The organism is Streptomyces sp. NPDC054783 (assembly GCF_053611725.1).
In genome coordinates, this window is record NZ_JBSHAY010000033.1 from 15,337 (window position 1) to 33,173 (window position 17,837).

General features: G+C 69.6%; 14 protein-coding genes and 3 pseudogenes. 4 read left to right on the plus strand and 13 right to left on the minus strand.

From position 1 onward, the window contains the following. Positions 1–226 precede the first annotated feature (226 nt). On the minus strand, positions 227–748 hold the full coding sequence (locus ACWGJ5_RS37690; protein ID WP_453314132.1) for a hypothetical protein: 522 nt from the start codon (positions 746–748) through the stop codon (positions 227–229). Between the two features lie 428 nt (positions 749–1,176). Here ACWGJ5_RS37690 and ACWGJ5_RS37695 point away from each other — a divergent pair. Together ACWGJ5_RS37695 and ACWGJ5_RS37700 are read left to right on the plus strand one after the other, a co-directional pair. Beyond that, positions 1,177–2,150 (plus strand): annotated as a pseudogene (locus ACWGJ5_RS37695) (L-threonylcarbamoyladenylate synthase). Positions 2,151–2,588: 438 nt separating this feature from the next. Further along, a complete protein-coding gene (locus tag ACWGJ5_RS37700; protein ID WP_453314133.1) occupies positions 2,589–3,821 on the plus strand; it encodes an FAD-dependent oxidoreductase in 1,233 nt (410 codons plus the stop codon). A gap of 84 nt (positions 3,822–3,905) precedes the next feature. Here the strand turns inward: ACWGJ5_RS37700 and ACWGJ5_RS37705 are convergent, their stop codons facing one another. From ACWGJ5_RS37705 to ACWGJ5_RS37740, 8 genes and pseudogenes are all read right to left on the minus strand, one after another. Then, positions 3,906–4,547, minus strand: coding sequence for a carbonic anhydrase (locus ACWGJ5_RS37705; RefSeq protein WP_453314134.1), 642 nt, complete (start codon positions 4,545–4,547; stop codon positions 3,906–3,908). Positions 4,548–5,024: 477 nt separating this feature from the next. Then, positions 5,025–5,285: pseudogene (locus tag ACWGJ5_RS37710) on the minus strand (SpoIIE family protein phosphatase); the annotation flags it as partial. Between the two features lie 386 nt (positions 5,286–5,671). Further along, positions 5,672–5,866, minus strand: coding sequence for a hypothetical protein (locus ACWGJ5_RS37715; RefSeq protein ID WP_453314135.1), 195 nt, complete (start codon positions 5,864–5,866; stop codon positions 5,672–5,674). 147 nt (positions 5,867–6,013) lie between these two features. Then, positions 6,014–6,124, minus strand: a pseudogene (locus ACWGJ5_RS37720) (IS630 family transposase); the annotation flags it as partial. Positions 6,125–6,287: 163 nt separating this feature from the next. After that, positions 6,288–8,828, minus strand: a complete 2,541-nt coding sequence (locus tag ACWGJ5_RS37725) for an ABC transporter substrate-binding protein (RefSeq protein ID WP_453314136.1) — start codon at positions 8,826–8,828, stop codon at positions 6,288–6,290. An 870-nt stretch (positions 8,829–9,698) separates the two neighbouring features. Next, positions 9,699–9,881 carry a hypothetical protein gene (locus ACWGJ5_RS37730; RefSeq protein ID WP_453314137.1) on the minus strand — a complete coding sequence of 61 codons (183 nt, stop codon included), beginning with the start codon at positions 9,879–9,881 and terminating at the stop codon, positions 9,699–9,701. 151 nt (positions 9,882–10,032) lie between these two features. Then, a complete protein-coding gene (locus ACWGJ5_RS37735; protein WP_453314138.1) occupies positions 10,033–11,031 on the minus strand; it encodes an alpha/beta fold hydrolase in 999 nt (332 codons plus the stop codon). A 368-nt stretch (positions 11,032–11,399) separates the two neighbouring features. Beyond that, positions 11,400–12,005 (minus strand): TetR/AcrR family transcriptional regulator, encoded by a 606-nt coding sequence (locus tag ACWGJ5_RS37740; RefSeq protein ID WP_453314204.1) that lies wholly within the window; start codon positions 12,003–12,005, stop codon positions 11,400–11,402. Positions 12,006–12,190: 185 nt separating this feature from the next. On the opposite strand from ACWGJ5_RS37740, the gene ACWGJ5_RS37745 reads away from it, so the two are divergent. Beyond that, on the plus strand, positions 12,191–13,408 hold the full coding sequence (locus ACWGJ5_RS37745; RefSeq protein WP_453314139.1) for an FAD-dependent oxidoreductase: 1,218 nt from the start codon (positions 12,191–12,193) through the stop codon (positions 13,406–13,408). A gap of 576 nt (positions 13,409–13,984) precedes the next feature. On the opposite strand, the gene ACWGJ5_RS37750 is transcribed toward ACWGJ5_RS37745, so the two are convergent. Together ACWGJ5_RS37750 and ACWGJ5_RS37755 are read right to left on the minus strand one after the other, a co-directional pair. Further along, the gene (locus tag ACWGJ5_RS37750; protein WP_453314140.1) at positions 13,985–14,152 is read right to left on the minus strand and encodes a hypothetical protein; all 168 of its coding nucleotides are present in this window, start codon (positions 14,150–14,152) and stop codon (positions 13,985–13,987) included. A 405-nt stretch (positions 14,153–14,557) separates the two neighbouring features. Further along, the gene (locus ACWGJ5_RS37755) at positions 14,558–15,499 is read right to left on the minus strand and encodes an alpha/beta hydrolase (protein ID WP_453314141.1); all 942 of its coding nucleotides are present in this window, start codon (positions 15,497–15,499) and stop codon (positions 14,558–14,560) included. A 51-nt stretch (positions 15,500–15,550) separates the two neighbouring features. Here ACWGJ5_RS37755 and ACWGJ5_RS37760 point away from each other — a divergent pair, with 51 nt between their 5' ends. Continuing rightward, entirely contained in the window at positions 15,551–16,186 is a 636-nt protein-coding gene (locus ACWGJ5_RS37760; protein ID WP_453314142.1) for a TetR/AcrR family transcriptional regulator, read from the plus strand. A gap of 190 nt (positions 16,187–16,376) precedes the next feature. On the opposite strand, the gene ACWGJ5_RS37765 is transcribed toward ACWGJ5_RS37760, so the two are convergent. After that, a complete protein-coding gene (locus ACWGJ5_RS37765) occupies positions 16,377–16,973 on the minus strand; it encodes an NADPH-dependent F420 reductase (protein WP_453314143.1) in 597 nt (198 codons plus the stop codon). Positions 16,974–17,014: 41 nt separating this feature from the next. After that, entirely contained in the window at positions 17,015–17,833 is an 819-nt protein-coding gene (locus ACWGJ5_RS37770) for a 3'(2'),5'-bisphosphate nucleotidase CysQ (protein ID WP_453314144.1), read from the minus strand. Between the last annotated feature and the right edge of the window lie 4 nt (positions 17,834–17,837).

The following is a 17,837-nucleotide window of genomic DNA, read 5'->3' on the forward strand; positions in this document are numbered from 1 at the left end:
GCGAGCCCCCTGATGGTCGCGACCAGACGGGTCAGGTCCCGCACCGCAGCAAGGACGCTGATGGAGTCGGTGCGCTGCCGGCCGCGTTCCGGTCCTGGCGCGTCGCCACCCACCCCGCAGGCTGACCTGATCACTCTCAAGATGATGCCCATCTTCTTGCCCCGGACACTGCCAAAGCCGATTCCGGCAAAGGACCAGCACTCGACATGCGGCCGGAAGCGTGACCTCAGCTCGTCAAGTCTCCGTGATCACTGGACAGGCCAGCTGCAGCCACCCAGAAGAAGACGTGCCCGCACCTGGGGGACGGCATTCGCGAGCGTTCGGCGAGGACGATCAGTGCACCGCGCAGCTCTGTGCTCAGCTGGAAAAGTCGTCGACTGTACTGCCCGCCCCTGTAGGCGTACAGCCGGAAGACCTTGACGGCCAGTTCGTCGCGGCCGTCGGCGAAGGTGTCGGGAAGCCCGGCGAGCAACTCGAAGTCGCATTTACCGGTCGCCGCGTCAGCCACCGCGCTCAGAGGCAGGAGGTCAAGCTCTGCGGCAGACACGGAAGTGTCGACCGCGACGGCATGGGCGGCAAGGGCCGCCAAGACCTCGATCAGCCGCTCGCCTTCCGCGATGTTGATGCCCCATGCCTCCAGGTGCTCCTGACGGCGGGCCTGGCGCCACGCCTCCTCGTCCACCACAGGCAGCAGGACACGGCCCAGGTGCGCGCAGCGACGCCACAGCATGTCGTGATCGGAGGCCACGGTCGACCCTCCCTAGGGCGAGTGGAACACCTGGGGCCGAGGACCAGTCCGGCCGGCGCCGGCTCTCCAACTTCCCACTACGCGCAGTGCACGTACAGAGCAGAAGCCAAGTTCCCCGACAGCGTCAGTCACTCACTCGGACGTGTATGTCTGCAGTACGCTACGCGACGTCACCTCACTCTCTGCTACTCCACGCTGATCGCCGGGCCCGACCTGGGCGGCTAGACCACGACCGGATGCCAGCTGCGCTCGACCCACCGTGGTGGTCACGGGGTCCGGCCCCTGCTCCGTGCCCGAGGCGGCGACTTTCGCGTCGGCGGCGGACCGGTCGGCCGAGTCGGCATCATGAGGGCCGCAAGCCGTGGTCTCTTGGCCATGCGCCGGCGAGACCACGGAACGCGGGAGAGCGGAATGAGAGGATTGCGAGAGTGAGGGCAACAACCATTGACATCGAGAAGGCGGCCGAGGTGCTGCGCGCCGGGGGCCTGGTGGCGCTCCCGACCGAGACTGTCTACGGTCTGGGCGCCAACGCCGAGGACCCCGCCGCCGTCGCGCGCATCTTCCAGGTCAAGGGGCGCCCGCCCTCCCACCCGCTGATCGTCCACATCGGCGGTTCGGAGCACCTGGACGACTGGGTCGAGGACGTGACCGCCCCCGCGCGTCTGCTGGCCGAACACTTCTGGCCGGGGCCGCTCACGCTGGTCCTGCGGCGCGCTCTCCGCGTGCCTCTGGAGGCGACCGGTGGCCTTCAGACGGTGGCCGTGCGCGTGCCCGACCACCCTGTCGCACTCGCGCTGCTGTCGGCCTTCGGCGGCGGTGTCACGGCCCCGTCCGCCAACCGCTTCGGCTCGGTCAGCCCCACAACCGCTGCCCACGTGCGAGCGGAGCTTGGTGATGCTGTCGACTTCGTGCTGGACGGCGGCCCCTGCACGGTCGGCGTCGAGTCGACCATCGTCGACGCCACGGGCGAGATCCCGAGCATCCTCCGGCCGGGCGGGGTGACGCGTGAGGACCTCGAAGCGGTGCTGGGGTGCCCGATCGACATGCCCTCGATGAGCAGTGTCCGGGTGCCGGGCCAGCATCCGTCGCACTACGCGCCGCGTGCGCGGGTCGTCCTCGTCGAGCCGGAGAAGGTCGTCATCGAAGTGGAGCTCGCGCAGGAGCTGGGTCACCAGGTGGGCGTCTTCCTTCCCCCCTCCCTCGCCGACGCTCCGGTGAAGGCGCACGCCGTGGTGACGGTCCCCGGCTCGCTGACCGCCTACGCGCGCGGGCTGTACGGGTTCCTGCGCGAGCTCGACCGACAGGGGTGCGACCTGATCATCGCGTCCTTGCCAGTGGAGGAGGGGCTGGGACTGGCGATCGCCAACGGCTCCGCCGCGCCGCGGGGCCCCGGACCGCTTAAGGCGGTGTGCCCTCACCGGTTGACACGGGGAGGGTCTCCGCGCGGCACGCGGCGTCCTGCTTGGATGCGCAGACGTGCCGGAGACGAACCGCTTGTTGCCCCCTTCCAACAGCAGGTCGAAGGCTTGGCGGTGGGTACCACGGCATCGATCATGTCGGCGCGGTCCGCGCCGATGGGGCTCCGAGCCCGTCCGGTCTGCACCATGAGGTTACTTCGACCAGATTTTGGTCAAGGTACGCCACTTCGGTATGCCCGCTCCGCGTGGTGAGGCACACTCGGGCACGGATGGGGGACGGGTGCGGCGACTGTAGTCCGGCGCACCATCCCAGAGTGTCGCGCCGTCTTGGGGAAGGCGGCGGGGGGGACCAGCGGGGGGGATGCATGGCGCAGTCGCTTCCGAGGCAGCGCTCTGCCCAGGAGCAGGTGTTCACACGGCGCATGGGGCTTCCGGTTGTCGTGGTCGGGGCCGGCCCGTACGGGCTGTCGGTGGCCGCGCACCTGCGGGCCGCCGGAGTGCCGGTGCGGGTCTTCGGCGAGGTGATGGGCAGTTGGCGGCACGCCATGGCCACGGGGATGTTCCTGAAGTCGACGCCGGCCGCCACCGACCTGTCCGCACCAGAGCCGGGCGGGCGGCTGGCGGACTTCCGACGGGTGCACGGGGAGGGCGAGCTGACGGAGTTGACGCCCATCCCGTGCGATGTGTTCGTGCGCTACGGGCAGTGGTTTCAGAAGCGGTACGTCGGTGAGGTGGATCCCGCCCGGGTAGTGGCCGTCGATGAGGCCACGTCCGGTGCCGGGTTCGTGGTCCGACTGGAGGACGGACAGGAACTCGAAGCAGCGACCGTCGTCGTGGCCACCGGCCTGAACGGGCTGGCCTACGTTCCGGAAGCGTTGCGGCATCTCGCGCCCGCAGGGCCAGGGCCCGCTGCCTTGGTATCGCACACCAGTCAGCACACCGACCTGTCGGCATACGCAGGCCGACGGGTCGCCGTGATCGGCGGTGGCCAGTCCGCCCTGGAGAGCGCCGCGCTGCTACACGAGAGCGGCGCCGAGGTGCAGGTGCTGGTCCGCGAACAGCGGGTGCTGTGGGGGATGACGCCCAACCTGGCCCGCCACTGGACCCCACGCCTGGCCAAGCCCGCCTCACCGCTGGGAACCGGCTGGATCCTGGCCGCAGTGTGCAAGGCCCCCGGCCAAGTGCGGCACCTGCCGCCCCGGGCCCGACTGCGCCTGTTCAGGCGCGCGTTGGGTCCGTCGGGCGGCTGGTGGCTGCGGGACCGGGTCGAGGGCATCGTGCCGGTACGTACCTCACGTCGTGTCGCCCACGCCGAGGCGACGTCCGAGGGCAGGGTGCGCCTGGAGGTCACCGGGACCTACGGCACGTCACCACAGGCCCTCACCGTCGATCACGTCCTCGCGGCCACCGGCTACCGGCTCGACCTGAACGCCGTACCATCCCTGTCGCCCGCACTACGGCGGGTTCTGGCGTGCGTACCGGGCTCGACAGCTCCGCATCTGACCGCAACCCTCGAGTCGTCCAGCCCCGGCTTGTACTTCACCGGATCGCTCGCTGCCCCGATGTTCGGGCCGATGATGCGGTTCGTAGCCGGAACCGAGTTTGCCGCCACACGTATCGCCCGTGACGCGCTGCGGTTCGCCACCGCGCGCTGACCGCATCGGGAATCTGACCATTATCCGCGTTAAGGGTGTCCTCTGGCCGCGGCGCATCACGGTAAGCAGCCACTTCCGGGGCGGTCAGGACCCGGCCGGGACCGGCACGTCAAGGCCCCGGGCCGCGACGAGCTGTGCGCTGCCGTCGGCCAGGCGGTAGCACAGGCCCACCACGGCGGCCTGGCCGGCGGCGACCTTCTCGGCGAGCACCCGGGAGCGGTCCAGCAGCAGGTCGACGGTGTGCCTTATGTGCTCGGCGAGGATCTCCTCCGGCTCAACCCGTCCGGCAGCCCGCGCCGCCAGCACGCTGGGAGTCACCCGCTCGACGACATCCCGAACATACCCCGCCGGCGCCATGCCGTCCTCCAGCGCGGCGCACGCCGCGCCGACCGCGCCGCATGAGTCGTGCCCCAGCACCACCACCAGCGGGCAGTCCAGCACGTCCATGCCGTACTCGACGCTGCCCAGCACCTCGGGGCCCATGACATGGCCTGCGGTGCGCACCACGAACAGGTCGCCCAGACCGCGGTCGAAGATGATCTCTGCGGCCAGCCGGGAGTCGGAACAGCCGAACAGCACGGCGAAGGGCTGCTGGGACGGTGCGATCTCGGCGCGACGGGTGGCGTCCTGGTTCGGGTGTTCGGGGGTACTGGCGACGAAGCGCTGGTTACCGGCCAGCAGCAGCTCGAAGGCGTCGCGAGGCGTCGGGTTTTGGATCTCGGTCATGGCGGCAGCCTACGAGTCGGCACCAGCCGTCGCATCGCCTGGTCCGGCCGGAGCTCTCCAGGCCGGGCCACGACGCTGTGGGCATCACCCCGAGGTGCAAGGCCAGAGCGGCCTCGATGCGGAACCTCAGCGCGCGGTCCGGCTGCGCCGTCCCCTACGGTCGGCCGACTGCACGCGACGGAAATGTCGCCCGGCCCGCATGGTCCGCAACCGTCCGTTCGTTCTTCACACCCGCACAACGAGCGAGGCGCCGTTCGCGCTGTCGGCCGAACGAGGACCGGCCTGCGGTCCTGGCCCGGGGGACGCCAGCCTTGGGGAACATCGCGCCCGACGCTTCCCGGTCCCCATCCAAGATCGGCCTTGGGGAACATCGTGATCGGCCTTGTGGAACATCGGTAGCCATCGGCGCTGAGACTGATCATGGTTTTGAGGTGAGGGTTCTCGCCGCTCCAGAGGTGTCCCAGCGCCCACCCGAGATCACGGTGATTTCTCCAGGCGGACGACGACCATGGCGATGTCGTCACCAGCCTCGCTGGTGAGGCCGAGGAGGGCGTCGGCGAGGTGTTCCGCGCTGAACCCGGTGCAGGTGGCGAGCGTGGAGGTCAGGCGGGTCAGGCCGGCGTCGATGTCCTCACCGCGGCGTTCGATCAGGCCGTCGGTGTACAGGATCAGGGTGTCGCCGGGAGTGAAGGTCGCGTTGGCCTGGGGGCGGGGCACGTGTTCGGGGCGGGCCCCCAGCCGCTCAGAACGCGGCTGCCAGCCACCACGCCCGGCCCACAGCCAACGCACATGGACATCCCGGCACTGTCCGGACCTCACCTGGCTAGGGCCAGGCGGATTGGGCATGAACTGCCGCCGCATTCAAGGCTTCTCAACTCCAAGACCCGCAGTCCAGAGGTATCGAATGAGCCGTTCAAGCCTGCAAGGTACGCCTTGCGCGACTAACCCCAGCGCTTGGCACCTTGTCCCCGCCCTGGCCAGACAGCAGTCCGTCAACCACACACCGCCCCTGCGACCCCCGGGACCCTCGATGACCACGCCTCGCCTCGCCGACTCGTTGACCAGTCTCGCGCCCAGTGCGCTGACCGCCCTGGCCGGTGCTTCCTGGTGGGGCATTGCCCTGCTCATCCTGGTCCACCCCGGAACTTGCCGACTGGCAGGGTCCGTGCGCTTACCGTGGTCGCGTCGGCGAGGACATTCTGCGGGACGATTTCGTCGGCCGGGGCCTCAAGGTCCCGCTCGTAGCCCGCGTAGACGCGGCGGGAGGCTCCCTCGACAAGCTCGATAGCCGCGGACGGCAGCGACGAGAGCACGCCCATGGCCGGTCCCTGGAGAAGTGCCAGTGTGGAACAGATACAACGGCAGTCAGGCCGTCGAGACCCACGGATTTCAGGCGCTGTCTGACTTCGGCGTCCAGGATGGCAGGTCGAGTGAGAGTCCGGGTTCGGAAGCCGTCGAGGACATCGGCGGTACTGCAGCCGTTTGAGGCGATGGCGGACGAGGGCTTCGAGTCGGTCGAGGGCGGCGCTGGCGAGGTTTGCGAGACTGCGTTTGGCGCAGGCCCACAGGTACTCGACGGCCCGCCCCCAAGATCATCCGTTGGCGCTTGGTCGGGGGACGCACGCAGAAGGAGATCGAGAGCGCCTGGAGCCTTTCAAGGTGCACGCCTCCCGCCTGATCGCGTGGCTCCTGGCCCGTCTGCGGGAGGGCATGCTCAGTACGAACTGAACCGGGAACCTCTCACGGGGAAGCGGCCGCGGTGTCGTTGGGGCAGGGGAAGGCGTCGGGTGGAGTGCCCCAATTCGCGGGGTTCTGCCGGTCGGGCAGGACTCCGCAGCTGAGCAGTGTGGTCGTGATTCCGCTCGGTTGGGCGATCTCGCGGATGAACACGGCCTTGTCGGGCGGGTATTTGTTCTTGCCGTCCAGTTGCAGCACGCCGGAAGCGCCGGGGTACTGGGACACGCCGTGGGCGGTGAGCCACAGGTAGATGTCGTTGGGCTGGACGTCGTCGGAAGCCGGCAGCAGGTCCTCGATGACCTTGCTGACGACACCCACGGTGTCGAAGCCGCCGGCGGCGTCCGCATCCGCGCTGCGTCCGCCGAAGACGGTGGCGAAGTCCTGGGCGAACTGGGCATAGGGATCGCGGGAGTCCGGGGTGGGGGCGTTCGTCGTCTCGTAGAAGAGCGTCATGTACGGGTAGGCGCGCGCCGTCTGTTCGGGATGAAGCTGGAAGTCGATGGGCGAGCTCTCGGTGATCATCGGGATGGTCGTGCCTTCCGGGGGCTGGCACTGGCCGCCCGCACGCTGCATCGCGTTGAGGAGGCTGGGAAGCACACCGGATCGGGCGAGGTAGACCACGATCCCGTGCGTCGCAGCGACCTTGTTGCACACTTCGCTCGCGATGTTCTCCGGCGTGGTCGCCCCGGGCTTCTCGCTGTACTTGATCTCGTCGATACCGCCGTGCGGGCGGTAGGCGGCGACGAACAGGTTCTTCAGGTCCGTGCTGAAGGCTGTGTCGGTCGGGTCGTACACGACCACGGCGTGCGGTGTGCCGCTGGTGAGTCCGCGGACCGCGGGAGAGTGGCGGATGAAGTCGGCGAGGACCGGCGCGACTCGCCCGTCGGGCGCCGAGATCTGGAAGTACCGCTGCGGGGAGTCGGGGCCGACCATGGTGCTGCCGGACACACCGTTCGCGATGACCGGGATGCCGGCCTGGTCGAGTTCCCGGACCGCGTTCAGCGACTCGGGACGGCTCTGGGTGATGCCGATGACCGCGGCGATGTGGTCCTGCCGCTGACGGCTGGTGATCATCTGTGCGACGTCCGGGTCCTTCGGCGCTGCGGCGCTGTGCGCGCCGTACTGGAAGTACTGGCCGGTGTTGGCGATGAGCAGGCGGATCGGCATCTTGTTCTGGCGGACCCCGGTGTTGAGCTTGTGCTGCTGGGCGATGGCGCCGCGCAGGATCTGCAGGCCGATCGGCGGGTCGTCGTACACGCCGTTCTGCAGACTCAGGGGAGCGAGGAAGACCAGGGTGCGGTAACGCCCGTCCGGGATCTGGGCGTTCTCCTTGGCGACCTGGTGCTCCAGGTCCCGCAGTTCCCTTCCGCGGTCTCCCGGTACGGCCAGATCACATTGCCTGCCGTCGGTGACGCCCACGCGCTCACCGGTGCTGACAGTGACGCAGGAGGGAGGCGCGGGGGGCGGAGTGGGCCAGAGGTAGTGCGGGGCCAGGAGGATGCCGGCGGTCGCCGCGGCCGTGACGGGCAGAGTGGCCGGACGCAACCAGTCGAGTGGGTGGTCCCGGCGGGCCATGACGCCCCAATGGGTGTCGATCTTCGTCTTGGCCGTGCCCTCCGTGTCGTCCTCGGCCGGCAGCGTGATGAGGCGTACCGGCTCGTCACTTCCCTCGTTGAGGAACGTGAAGACCTTGTCGGCGACGCCGTTGGGCCGGTCGGGGTCGGCGCCCAGCGGCGCGGCGTAGTCCGGAGGCGGACCCGCGCAGGCGGCCAGGACGAGCAGCGGCTTGGACGGTTGGTCACCGGCGAGCTCCTCGAACGTGCCGAGGAAGGCGCGGCCGGGGCCGTCCGCGTCGTCGATCTCGGGAATGAGGACGACGAAGGACCACCGGCGCCGTGCCCACAGATGACTCAGCCAGGTCCTTCTCCGGCTCGCTTTCCGCAGATCGGTGAGCAGCGCGCGCAAGAGGATCCGTCGCACGCGCGGGTCTTCCCTGTCCAGCTCGCCGTCCTGGCAGAAGGCGAGCGCGGCGTCCAGGAAGCAGGTCGCGTTCGCTTCGTCCGCGACCCAGCGCAGGCCCCAGTGCCGCAGGTAGAACCGGTAACAGACCTTGGGAAGGCCGACGACCAGGGCTGCCACGAGTCCCTGCAGCCAGCCGGTCAGGAGATGCTGCCCCAGGAAGTCCGCGAGGCTAGCGCAGGCACGCAGCGTCTTCCGCCTTTTGAGCAGGGCCGCGTACAGGTCCTCGAGGATCGGCTGCTGCTGGGCCTGGAAGTCGCCCGTGCCGCGTTCGGAGTCCAGTACGGCCCGGCAGGTGTGAAAGGCCGACAACCGCAGTCTTCCCGACGGCATGGTGAGCTGGAACCGCAGTCCGACCCGGTCGATCGCGGCCATGAAGCCTCCGCTCAGCTCCGCGTCGTCGACGACGGCGTGCGGTACCTGGAAGTGAGGGTTGCCCCGCCGTCGCGACAACCGGTGCTCGTACTCCCGGACCATGAGGGCCGGTGCCTGGACATCGCCGCCGTCCTGCCTGGTGAGGATCAAGGCAGGCACCTTCTCGGCACGGGACCGCGTGGCCGCGAAGGCGTCGAGCTGACGTATGAGGCGGTCCGACCACCTGGGGTATCGCGGGGCCGGGTCCGTGGGCGTGGGGGAGTTGGACACGCAGTTCCTCCCTCGGGGAAGTAGGGAGGCCAACATGCCATGTAAGGGAGATGTGAAAATGCGCTATGTCTGTCACTGACTCCTAATGGGTGATTCAGACCGTTTCCGAGGCGATGGATGGCAGAACCGCGAGGAGGCAAGAGTTTCTCGCCGCGGAAGCGAGAAGCGATAGGCGGGCGTTTCGGGGTGGCAGGTCAACGGAGAGTCCGGTTCCGGTGAGGAAGCCGTCAAGGACGTCGGGGCGGTACTGCAGCTGTTTGAGGCGATGGCGGACGCGGGTTTCGAGTCGGTCGAGGGCGGCGGTGGTGAGGGAAAAGGCCCACAGGGCCGCACCGTGGCCAGCATGGTGGCGGTCGTGCGGGTCCTCCAAGTCCCGCAAAGTGGGCGCCTTCAAGCCCATCCCGTGCCGGGCCAACGCGGCCATCCGCGTCACCGGCACCCCGCCGGTCCCCACCAGGCCAGCCCCGAGTGCGCGCACTTCCCGGGCCCGGTCCAGGGCCTCGCGTATCGCTAGCGCACCGGCCTGGTCCACAATCGCTCCAGCTCCGAGACCCGCTTCCCGGGCGGCACCTTCCGCAGCTCGCGCGTCGCCTGCGTGGCGCTCTCGGCTGATACCGAGCTCCAGGAGGGCGGCGACGGGCGGGCCGGGCCTCCGCCGGATGCCGGAACGGCCCGTCGCGGATGATGTACCTGTGGCACTGGCCGGCTCTCCACGAAGCTCGAAGCCCCTGATCACCCTGAGGTTTCTGGCTACGACTCGCGGCCCTGTGCGCGCAGTTGCTCGTTGATGCGCTGGGCTTCTTCGAGCTGGTCTTCACGCGTGCTCGGGAAGGTCCGCACCGACCCGAAGTGGGCAACCGCACTGGTGAGGGCCCTGTTGATCCTGACGAACCGTGAAGTCTCCCGCTGACCGACGATCTTCACGAGAGTCATGCGCTCGTGGCCAGTCAGATCCTCCCGAAGCCCACGCACGCCAGCCCACTCGGCTGTCCCCCGTAGCGGCCCCGGAGCCCCGGTCACGAAGTCCGCGTACGCCGCGACGCGACCTCGGTCCGCTCGGCCAGGCCGAGCGGACCGGTCGTCGTCATACCGGCTTTCGCGTCTCCTGCTCCCGTACGACCTCCAGCACGGCGGCGGTGAACTCGTCCGGTTGCTCGATGTGGCCGAAGTGGCCGCTGTGTTCGAGGACGGTCAGTCGCGCTCCGGGGATGCCGTCCCGCAGCATCACGGCCCAGCGCGGGCCGCAGATGAAGTCGCGTCGCCCTGCGATCACCACCGTGGGCACGGTGATCTCGCCCAGCCGGTCCCGGACGTCGAAGGGCTCTCCGCCGGGTGCGGTGGCTGGCTCCGCGGAGATGTGCACTCGCGCCAGGAAGTCGGTGAACTCGGCCTCGCGGGCCCAGAAGTCGGCGAAGTACACCGGCAGCGCCTTGCGCAACAGTGTGCTGACCTGTTCGTCGTCGCCTGCGGCCAGGGCGTTCTGGAACGCTGCCGGAACGTTGGCCGCCTCGAGGCGGTCCGGGTAGAGATCCGGGTAGGTGCTCAGTCCGGTCATCGCGGCCTCCCACCAGTCCGGGCCGGCGACCGGTGAGGTGTGGTGGAGAACCAGGCCGGCCAGCCGGTCCGGGTGGTCCAGCGCGTACCGCTGGGCGACGAAGCCCCCGTGTGAGTGGCCGAGCAGGTATACCCGCGGCTCATCGAGGTGGTCGATGAGGGCGGTCAAGAAGCGAACGTAGGTGTCCAGGCCGTAGACGGCCGGGCGGCCAGGTTCAGCGGGGCCGGACAGCGCGGACCGGCCGACCATCACGGGCCGGGCAGGTGCCACGTCCGCGACCGGGCAGGCGCCCGGGTGACGGACGAACGATGGGGGGAGGCGAGAGAAGGCAAGGGAGGACAGCGGCCGCGGGTCTGTCCGCCTCGACGAGTTGGCAGCCGGTCTCGGTCCCGTCCCTGCCCTCGTACCCCGGATCAGCGGCGATTCGTGCGCGGGCGCGGTACCTCCAATTCCTCCAGGTGGGAGTCGGGGCGACGGTCGAGGTGGCCTCCCCTTCGGCCCGGTCCTGCTCGGCCAACCCCTCGGCAATCACCAGTTCCTCCCGCTCGGCCCGGACCTCCTGCAGCTACTTGGCCAACTCCTCGGCCAACGTGTCCAGATTCACTCCGGCGAGCTGTGATCCGCTTCGCCTCCTGCATGCCCACACGCCGTCCCCGCGACATCCCCCTGTACCAACCCGGTGACGGATAGCAAGAGGGGCTCGGACCTCGGCGAGCAGAACCCGACAACGGCTCCGGCCATCACGTCAGACGATCTTCACCGTGGACACCCGCCGACGACCAGCGTGAGTGTCCCGCCCGCTCCTCACACCAGAGCCACGACCAGCAACCTCACGATGCACAGTGCTCATTCATCGTGGGCGAGTTCAGTGAGCGGCAGGTTGGCGTTCCGTGGACTCAAGGACGTCCGGCATTCCCACCATCGCCGCCCGGACGGGTCATGCCACTCCAGCCGCTGTCGAGGAGGACGAAGACCCGGTCGAGGGCGGATTCGGCGTCGTGACGTCCGTGGACGAGGGCGACGGCGTCGAGGGCGAAGTGGGCGAGTGCCTGACAGCCGGGGTCGTCGGCGGGCAGGCCGGTGTCGGCGGCGATCGCTGCCGCCAGGGCGTTCTCGTGGCGGAGCCACATGCGGCGGCCATACTCGCGCAGCGGCGGGGTGGTGTCGACGAGCCGGAGGAAGTCGGTGAAGCCGGGGTCGGTGCGGACCCGGCGGGAGCGTTCCTCGCGCAGGAGTCCGCGCAGCGCCTGGGGGATGGTTTGGCCGGCGGGGCGGTCGCGGACGGCGGCGACGAGTGCGGCCTCGCGGTCGGTGTCCTGGTCGAAGACCAGCGCTTCCTTGCCGTCGGGGAAGTGCTTGAACAGCGTGGTCACCGAAACGTCGGCTGCCTCGGCGATGTCCCGCACGCCGACCGCGTCGTAGCCGCGCTCCAGGAACAGCTTCAGCGCCGCGTCCGCCAGTGCCTGGCGGGTGGCGGCTTTCTTGCGCTCGCGGCGCCCCATCTCGGTCATGCCATCACACTAGCGCATCCGATCACTAAGTTTATTCGTTGCGCTTTTTTATCGGCTTCACTTATGGTGGCGTTGCTCCTCCGCCCGGGCGAGGCCGGCCGGGGGACGACCGCTGACAGCGCGCCCCGGCACCACCGCACGGGGCGTTCGCTCCCGACAGAAAAGGAATCTCACCCGTGACCATCACCGCACCCCGCATCGCGATCATCGGCGGGGGACCCGCCGGACTGATGTGCGCCCGCATCCTCCAGCAACACGGCATCGAGCCGGCCGTCTACGACGCCGACTCCGCCGTGGACTCCCGCGACCCGGGAGGCACACTCGACCTGCACGCCGACGCCGGCCAGATCGCCCTGGAGGACGCCGGCCTGATGGACGCCTTCCTGGCGCTGGCCCGCGTCGAGGGCCAGGCCAAGACCCGTCGGGACCACCACGGCACCGTCCTGGCCGAGTACATCCCCGCCGAAGACGACACGGCAGCCCCCGAGATCGACCGCGGCCAGCTGCGCACCATGCTCTTCGAACACCTCCAGCCTGGCACCGTCCGCTGGGGGCACAAGCTGCTCGAGGCCACGCCGGCCGATGACGGGACACACCGTCTGGAGTTCGCCAACGGCATCCATGTGCAAGCAGATCTGGTCATCGGGGCCGACGGAGCTTGGTCGAAGGTCCGTCCCCTGCTCACCGAAGCGGTGCCGCAGTACCTCGGAGCCTGTTTCCTTGACGTGCGCTTCGATGACGTCGACACCTGCCACCCCGAGATCGCCGCGCTCGTCGGAGACGGCCACATGTTCGCCAACGACAACGCCGGCCGTGCGGTGATCGTCCAACGCAACAGCAACAACGTGGTCCGCGGATACATCGCTTTCCGCGCCGAAGCCGAATGGGCCACCGAGGTCGGCGTGGACCTCGCCGCCCGTGACGCCGTGCGCGACTTTCTACTGCAGGAGTTCAGCGGCTGGTCGGCGGCCATGCGTCCGCTGCTTACCGACAACGACAGCGACTACGTACCGCGTTCCTTTTGGGCCCTGCCCGCACCCTTGACCTGGAGCCACCGCCCTGGCGTCACCCTGTGCGGCGACGCCGCCCACCTGATGGCGCCCTTCGGTGGACACGGCACTAATCTCGCCCTCCTCGACGGCGCCGAACTCGCGCACGCCATCGTCAAGGAGGGCACCATCGACAAGGCCATCACACGCTACGAAACAACGATGTTCCCCCGGTCCGGCAGGCTCGCCACCGAGTCCAACAATGGACTGCGGAGCTTCTTCGCCACCACGTCCCCGGACGCCCCGCACCTTCCCCCGGACCACGCCCAGGAGCACAAGAACTACGTGACCAGGGCGGCCGAATACCGCCGCCGCCAAGCCGAAGCCGAAGCCGAGCACTCATAGGTCATCGGCGCGCCTCACCTACCAGGGGCACCGTGTCGACCACCGGGTGAAGCGCCCTGCGGGCCGCCGCCTCGGCCGCCGTGACCAGCGCGCGCGTCACCGGCGCCGGCCGCCGACATCTCGCCCTGGGCGCCCACCGCGCCTGCGAGAAGCAGTTCACCGAACGGCCACACGTACACGCGATCGCACGACCGCGGTTCAGCCGTCGAGGCGGGCAGGGCAGCGCGTTTCGCACCGAGGCGGACCGCGGCAACGTCGACGGTGTCGAAGTGTGTGGTGCCGCACAGGCGCCACCGGCACCGGCCATCGCCTCGACACCCTGCGCAACAGGGAGTGATCCGGCCCTTGGTGAGCCTGGGACGGCGTCCGCCGGCCCACCCGCGAGCCCGTCGTTGGTTGGCCACGATCAGTCGCGTTGGAGCTCAGCGGGCACGCTGAGCATGCCGAACATGGCAGGTCGTCCACGGTGAAGGTGTCGATGCGCCGCTCGCGCAGCCCGGCGCCGAGGGCGATCAGTGGAGGATGGAGTGGGAGAGCCGATCGAGTCGGGTGACACCGGCAGGAGGTAAGTCGCCGTCACGCTGGGCGCCTCGCGGCACGCAGTAGATACAGGCTGACGGCGGCCGGGAGTGCCAGGACGGCCAGGGTGGCCGGGATGAATGCCGCTCCCAAGCCGGAGTGCAACGCGCCCGCGGCGACCACGGACTGCGCCACCCACAGCAGCAGCGACGTCAGGGCGGCCATCGTCCCGATCGCCTTGTCCCGGTTGCGCCACCGAGGCGCGGTCCACAGCCACCATAGCGCGACGATCAGGGCGGGGGCCGCCCAGGAGGGGTAGGTAGAAGGTCAGGGGGCCTGCCAGCGTCGGCACCACCAACGTGACGATGGGTGCGTCGTCGGGACGCTTGCGGAGCGGGAGGCTCCTCACCGAGGGCGGTCACCGCGATCGTACGTGGGTCGCCGGGCGAGCACGTCGCGGGTCCCGTCGTCGCCGGTGGCGCTCTCCCCCGCGAGCGCCACCGCGATCTTCCTCGGGACCGCCACTGCGGCGGCCCTTGTCGGGGCGGCCCGTTGCGGACTCGCGGGACGCCAGGTCCCCCGCCGCGCTTACGCGTGGTGGGGACCTGGCAAGCGGCAACGCTGGGCGGGTCAGACGTTGAACGCCGTGGCCACGGCATCTCCGAGCTGATTCAAGACGTCCCGTGAGAGCTGCACCGATCCGGTGAATGAGAAGAAAGCGTGGGTGGCACCCTTGATCGGGAGGTGCTTGACCGGCACATCGGCGTCGGCGAGCTTCTGCGCGTACCGGTCACCCTGGTCCCGCAGCGGATCGTGTTCGGCGGTGACGATGACGGCAGGAGGAAGCCCGGCCAGCTCGTCGGAGCGCGCCGGCGAGACGCGCAGGTCGGCGCCTTCGTCGGGTGTGTTGAGGTAAAGGCCCCAGAACCATTCGAGCCAGCTGCGGCTCAGCAACGGTCCGGCCATGTTCTCGTACATGGAGGGGCTGTCGTCGAACCGGTCGACCGCCGGGTACGCCAGTACCTGCAGTGCGATGTGAGGTCCCCCGCGCCGCTGCGCTTCCTGCACGAGGGCTGCGGCGAGGTTGCCGCCGGCGCTCTCACCGAACACCGCGATGTTTGGCCCGTCGCCGCCGAAACTTCCGGCGTTGGCCGCGACCCATGTCAGGGCGGCGTAGGCGTCTTCGATCCCCGCCGGGAAGCGGTGTTCGGGCGCGAGCCGGTAGTCGACGGAGACCACGATGGTGCCGGAGCGGTTGGCCACGATGCGGGCGATGTGGTCCTGGCTGTCCAGGTCTCCGAGGACCCATCCGCCGCCGTGGAAGAAGACCGTCACGGGCAGCGGCCCGGAGCGCGGGACGGTGGCGGGGGTGTAGATGCGGATGGGGACCTCGAGGCCTTCGGCGGCGGCCACTGCGTCGTGCACGCTGCCGACCGGCTCGGCGTCGCCCGCGAGGGTGGAGAGGCTGCTCACGAAGTCGCGGTTCTCCTCGACCGTTCGACTCTCCGGTGCCGGTCCGCCTTCTTCGGCCAACTTCTCGAGCAGGGCAGCGATCTGGGGGTCGAGGGACATGATGAGGACCTTCCTGGAGCTGCCGGAACGACACAGATTGGAGGTGCGCGTATGAACTCGCCAGTAGACGTCAAAGGGCTGGAGGGGCGCCGACTCACTAGGCCCGGCCGGAGAACCCGTGAACGCATCATCGAGGCCGCCGCGGAACTGATGTTCCACCGCGGCGTCGGGGGTACGAGCATCCCGGACGTCCCGTCGGCTGCCTGGGTCAGCGCATCGCTGATCTACCACTACTGCGGCGACAAACAGGGCTTGGTCCTGGCCGTCGTTGATTTTCAGACGAACGCCAGGCTCGACCGGCAGCGTCCCCTGCTGGACAATCTGGACAGCATCGACGCGCTGCGGGCCTGGCGCGACAGGGCGGCCGACCGACAGGACGCCATGGGGTGGGTAGGCGGCTGCGAGATCGGCTCGCTCGCCAGCGAACTCGCCGAGACCGACCCCTCGGCCCGCACCGACCTTGCCGCGTCCTTCGAGCGGTGGGAAGCACCCATCAGGTCGGGGCTCGCCCGCATGCAGGCTCGCGGTGAGCTGAGCGAGTGCGCCGACATCACCGCACTGGCCACCGCCCTGCCGGCCGCCGTCCAAGGGGGCATGCTGCTGTCCCAGGTCCGCCGGTCGAGCACCGCATACCGACATGCCGTATCGGCGGTGATCGACCACATCGAGAGCTACGTCCCTCAGTAATCGCTCGGGCCCCGCGCGACCAGCTCCGCAAGCGCGTCCGCCGTGAGATGAGCCGATTCGTCGGTGCGAGGCCGACGGCCCCGGGAGGGGTGGCCACGGGTCGCCGTCCGGCGCTGAATCGCTGGCCCTGGCTGCGCTGTCGCATCTGTTCTGGATGGGGGCCCGCCGGGGGCGGTGCATCGTGTGCGGATCAGCGGGCGATCGAGATTGCGAAGGGTGCGAATCCGCTGGACCGAATCACGTGCGGCACGAACAGTATCGCGGCTTCCGTGGCGCGGGCGGTTTGGATTCCGCCGAGGTCGGTGATCCACTCAGTGCGCCAGCCGAGGTCGGTGAGCAGTTCGCGGACGGTCTGCTTGGCCTGCGGGTCGTCGCCGGAGAGGAACGCGGTTGGTGCCTGGGTGAGCGTGGCCGGCGCGGTCATCACCGGGAAGAGCATGGTGTTGAGTGTCTTGACGACGTGCGTTTCGGGGAGCGCTTCCTGGAGTTGTTCGGCGAGGCTTGAGCCGGGGTAGATCAGGTCGGCGGGCAGGCCGTCCGGTCCGTCGGTGGTGGCGTTGGAGACGTCGACGAGGATCTTGTCGCGCAGTTCCTGGCGCAGGGCGGCGAGACGTTCCAGCGAGCCGGCGCCCGGGGTGGCGTTGATGACGATCTGGGCTGTCCGGGCAGCGTCGGCGGCGGCGCCGGGCGAGCGGTCCGCCACCCTCACCTCATGTCCTGCCCGGGTGAGGGCCGTGGCCAGGTTGCCGCCGACGCGGCCGTTTCCGAGAACGGCGATCGTGGTCATGATGATCTGGTCCTTCCGTATGTGCGGGTTGTGGTGCGCGGTCAGTGTGAGAGGGTGGTGACGGCCCCGGCGTGGACGCCGGGTGCGGCGGCCAGGAGGCTCTCGCTCTGCGGGGTCCAGGGGCGGCCCTGGGCGTCGGAGATCTGTCCGCCGGCCTCGGTGACGAGCAGCGCCCCGGGCAGCAGGTCCGCGCGGGCGCCGGCGAACTGCCAGAAGGCGTCGATCCGGCCGGCGGCCACGTTCAGCAGGTGCAGGGTTGCGGGCACGGCGGTGCGGACGACGAGCGCGTCGAGGAGCATCGCGGTGATCGAGGAGCCGATGCGTCGCACGACCTTCTCGTCCTCGTCCGGCCGGGCCTGGCTGGTGGCCACGATGCTCAGGCCAAGGTCCGCGGTCTGGGAGACGTGCAGCTGTCGGCCGTCGAGGTGGGCGCCCGCGCCGGCGAGCGCGGTGTACGTCTCGCCGGTCAACGGCAGGTGGACCGCGGTGAGCACCGGCTGGTTCTCACGCACGAGGGTGGCGGTCACCGCCCACTCCGGCAGGGCGTGCAGGTGGTTGACGTTGCCTTCGGCCGGATCCACGACCCACCATTCGCCGGGCGGCAGCGCCCCGCCGTCCAGCTCGTCCTCCACCCAGCCGGCGTCCGGACGCAGGCGCGTGAGGCGGGGGCGCAGGATGTCGAGGGCCACCTCGTCGTTGACGGCGAGCGCGCGCATCAGCTCTTCGCGGGTCTGGTAGCGGACGACCTCGCCGAAGCGCTCGCGCAGCGCCGAACCGGCCGCACGCACGGCGATCGCGGTCTGACCGAGCAGGTCGGCGTCAAAGGTGGCGACGTCAGTGGTCTGAAGTATTTCGGACATGGTG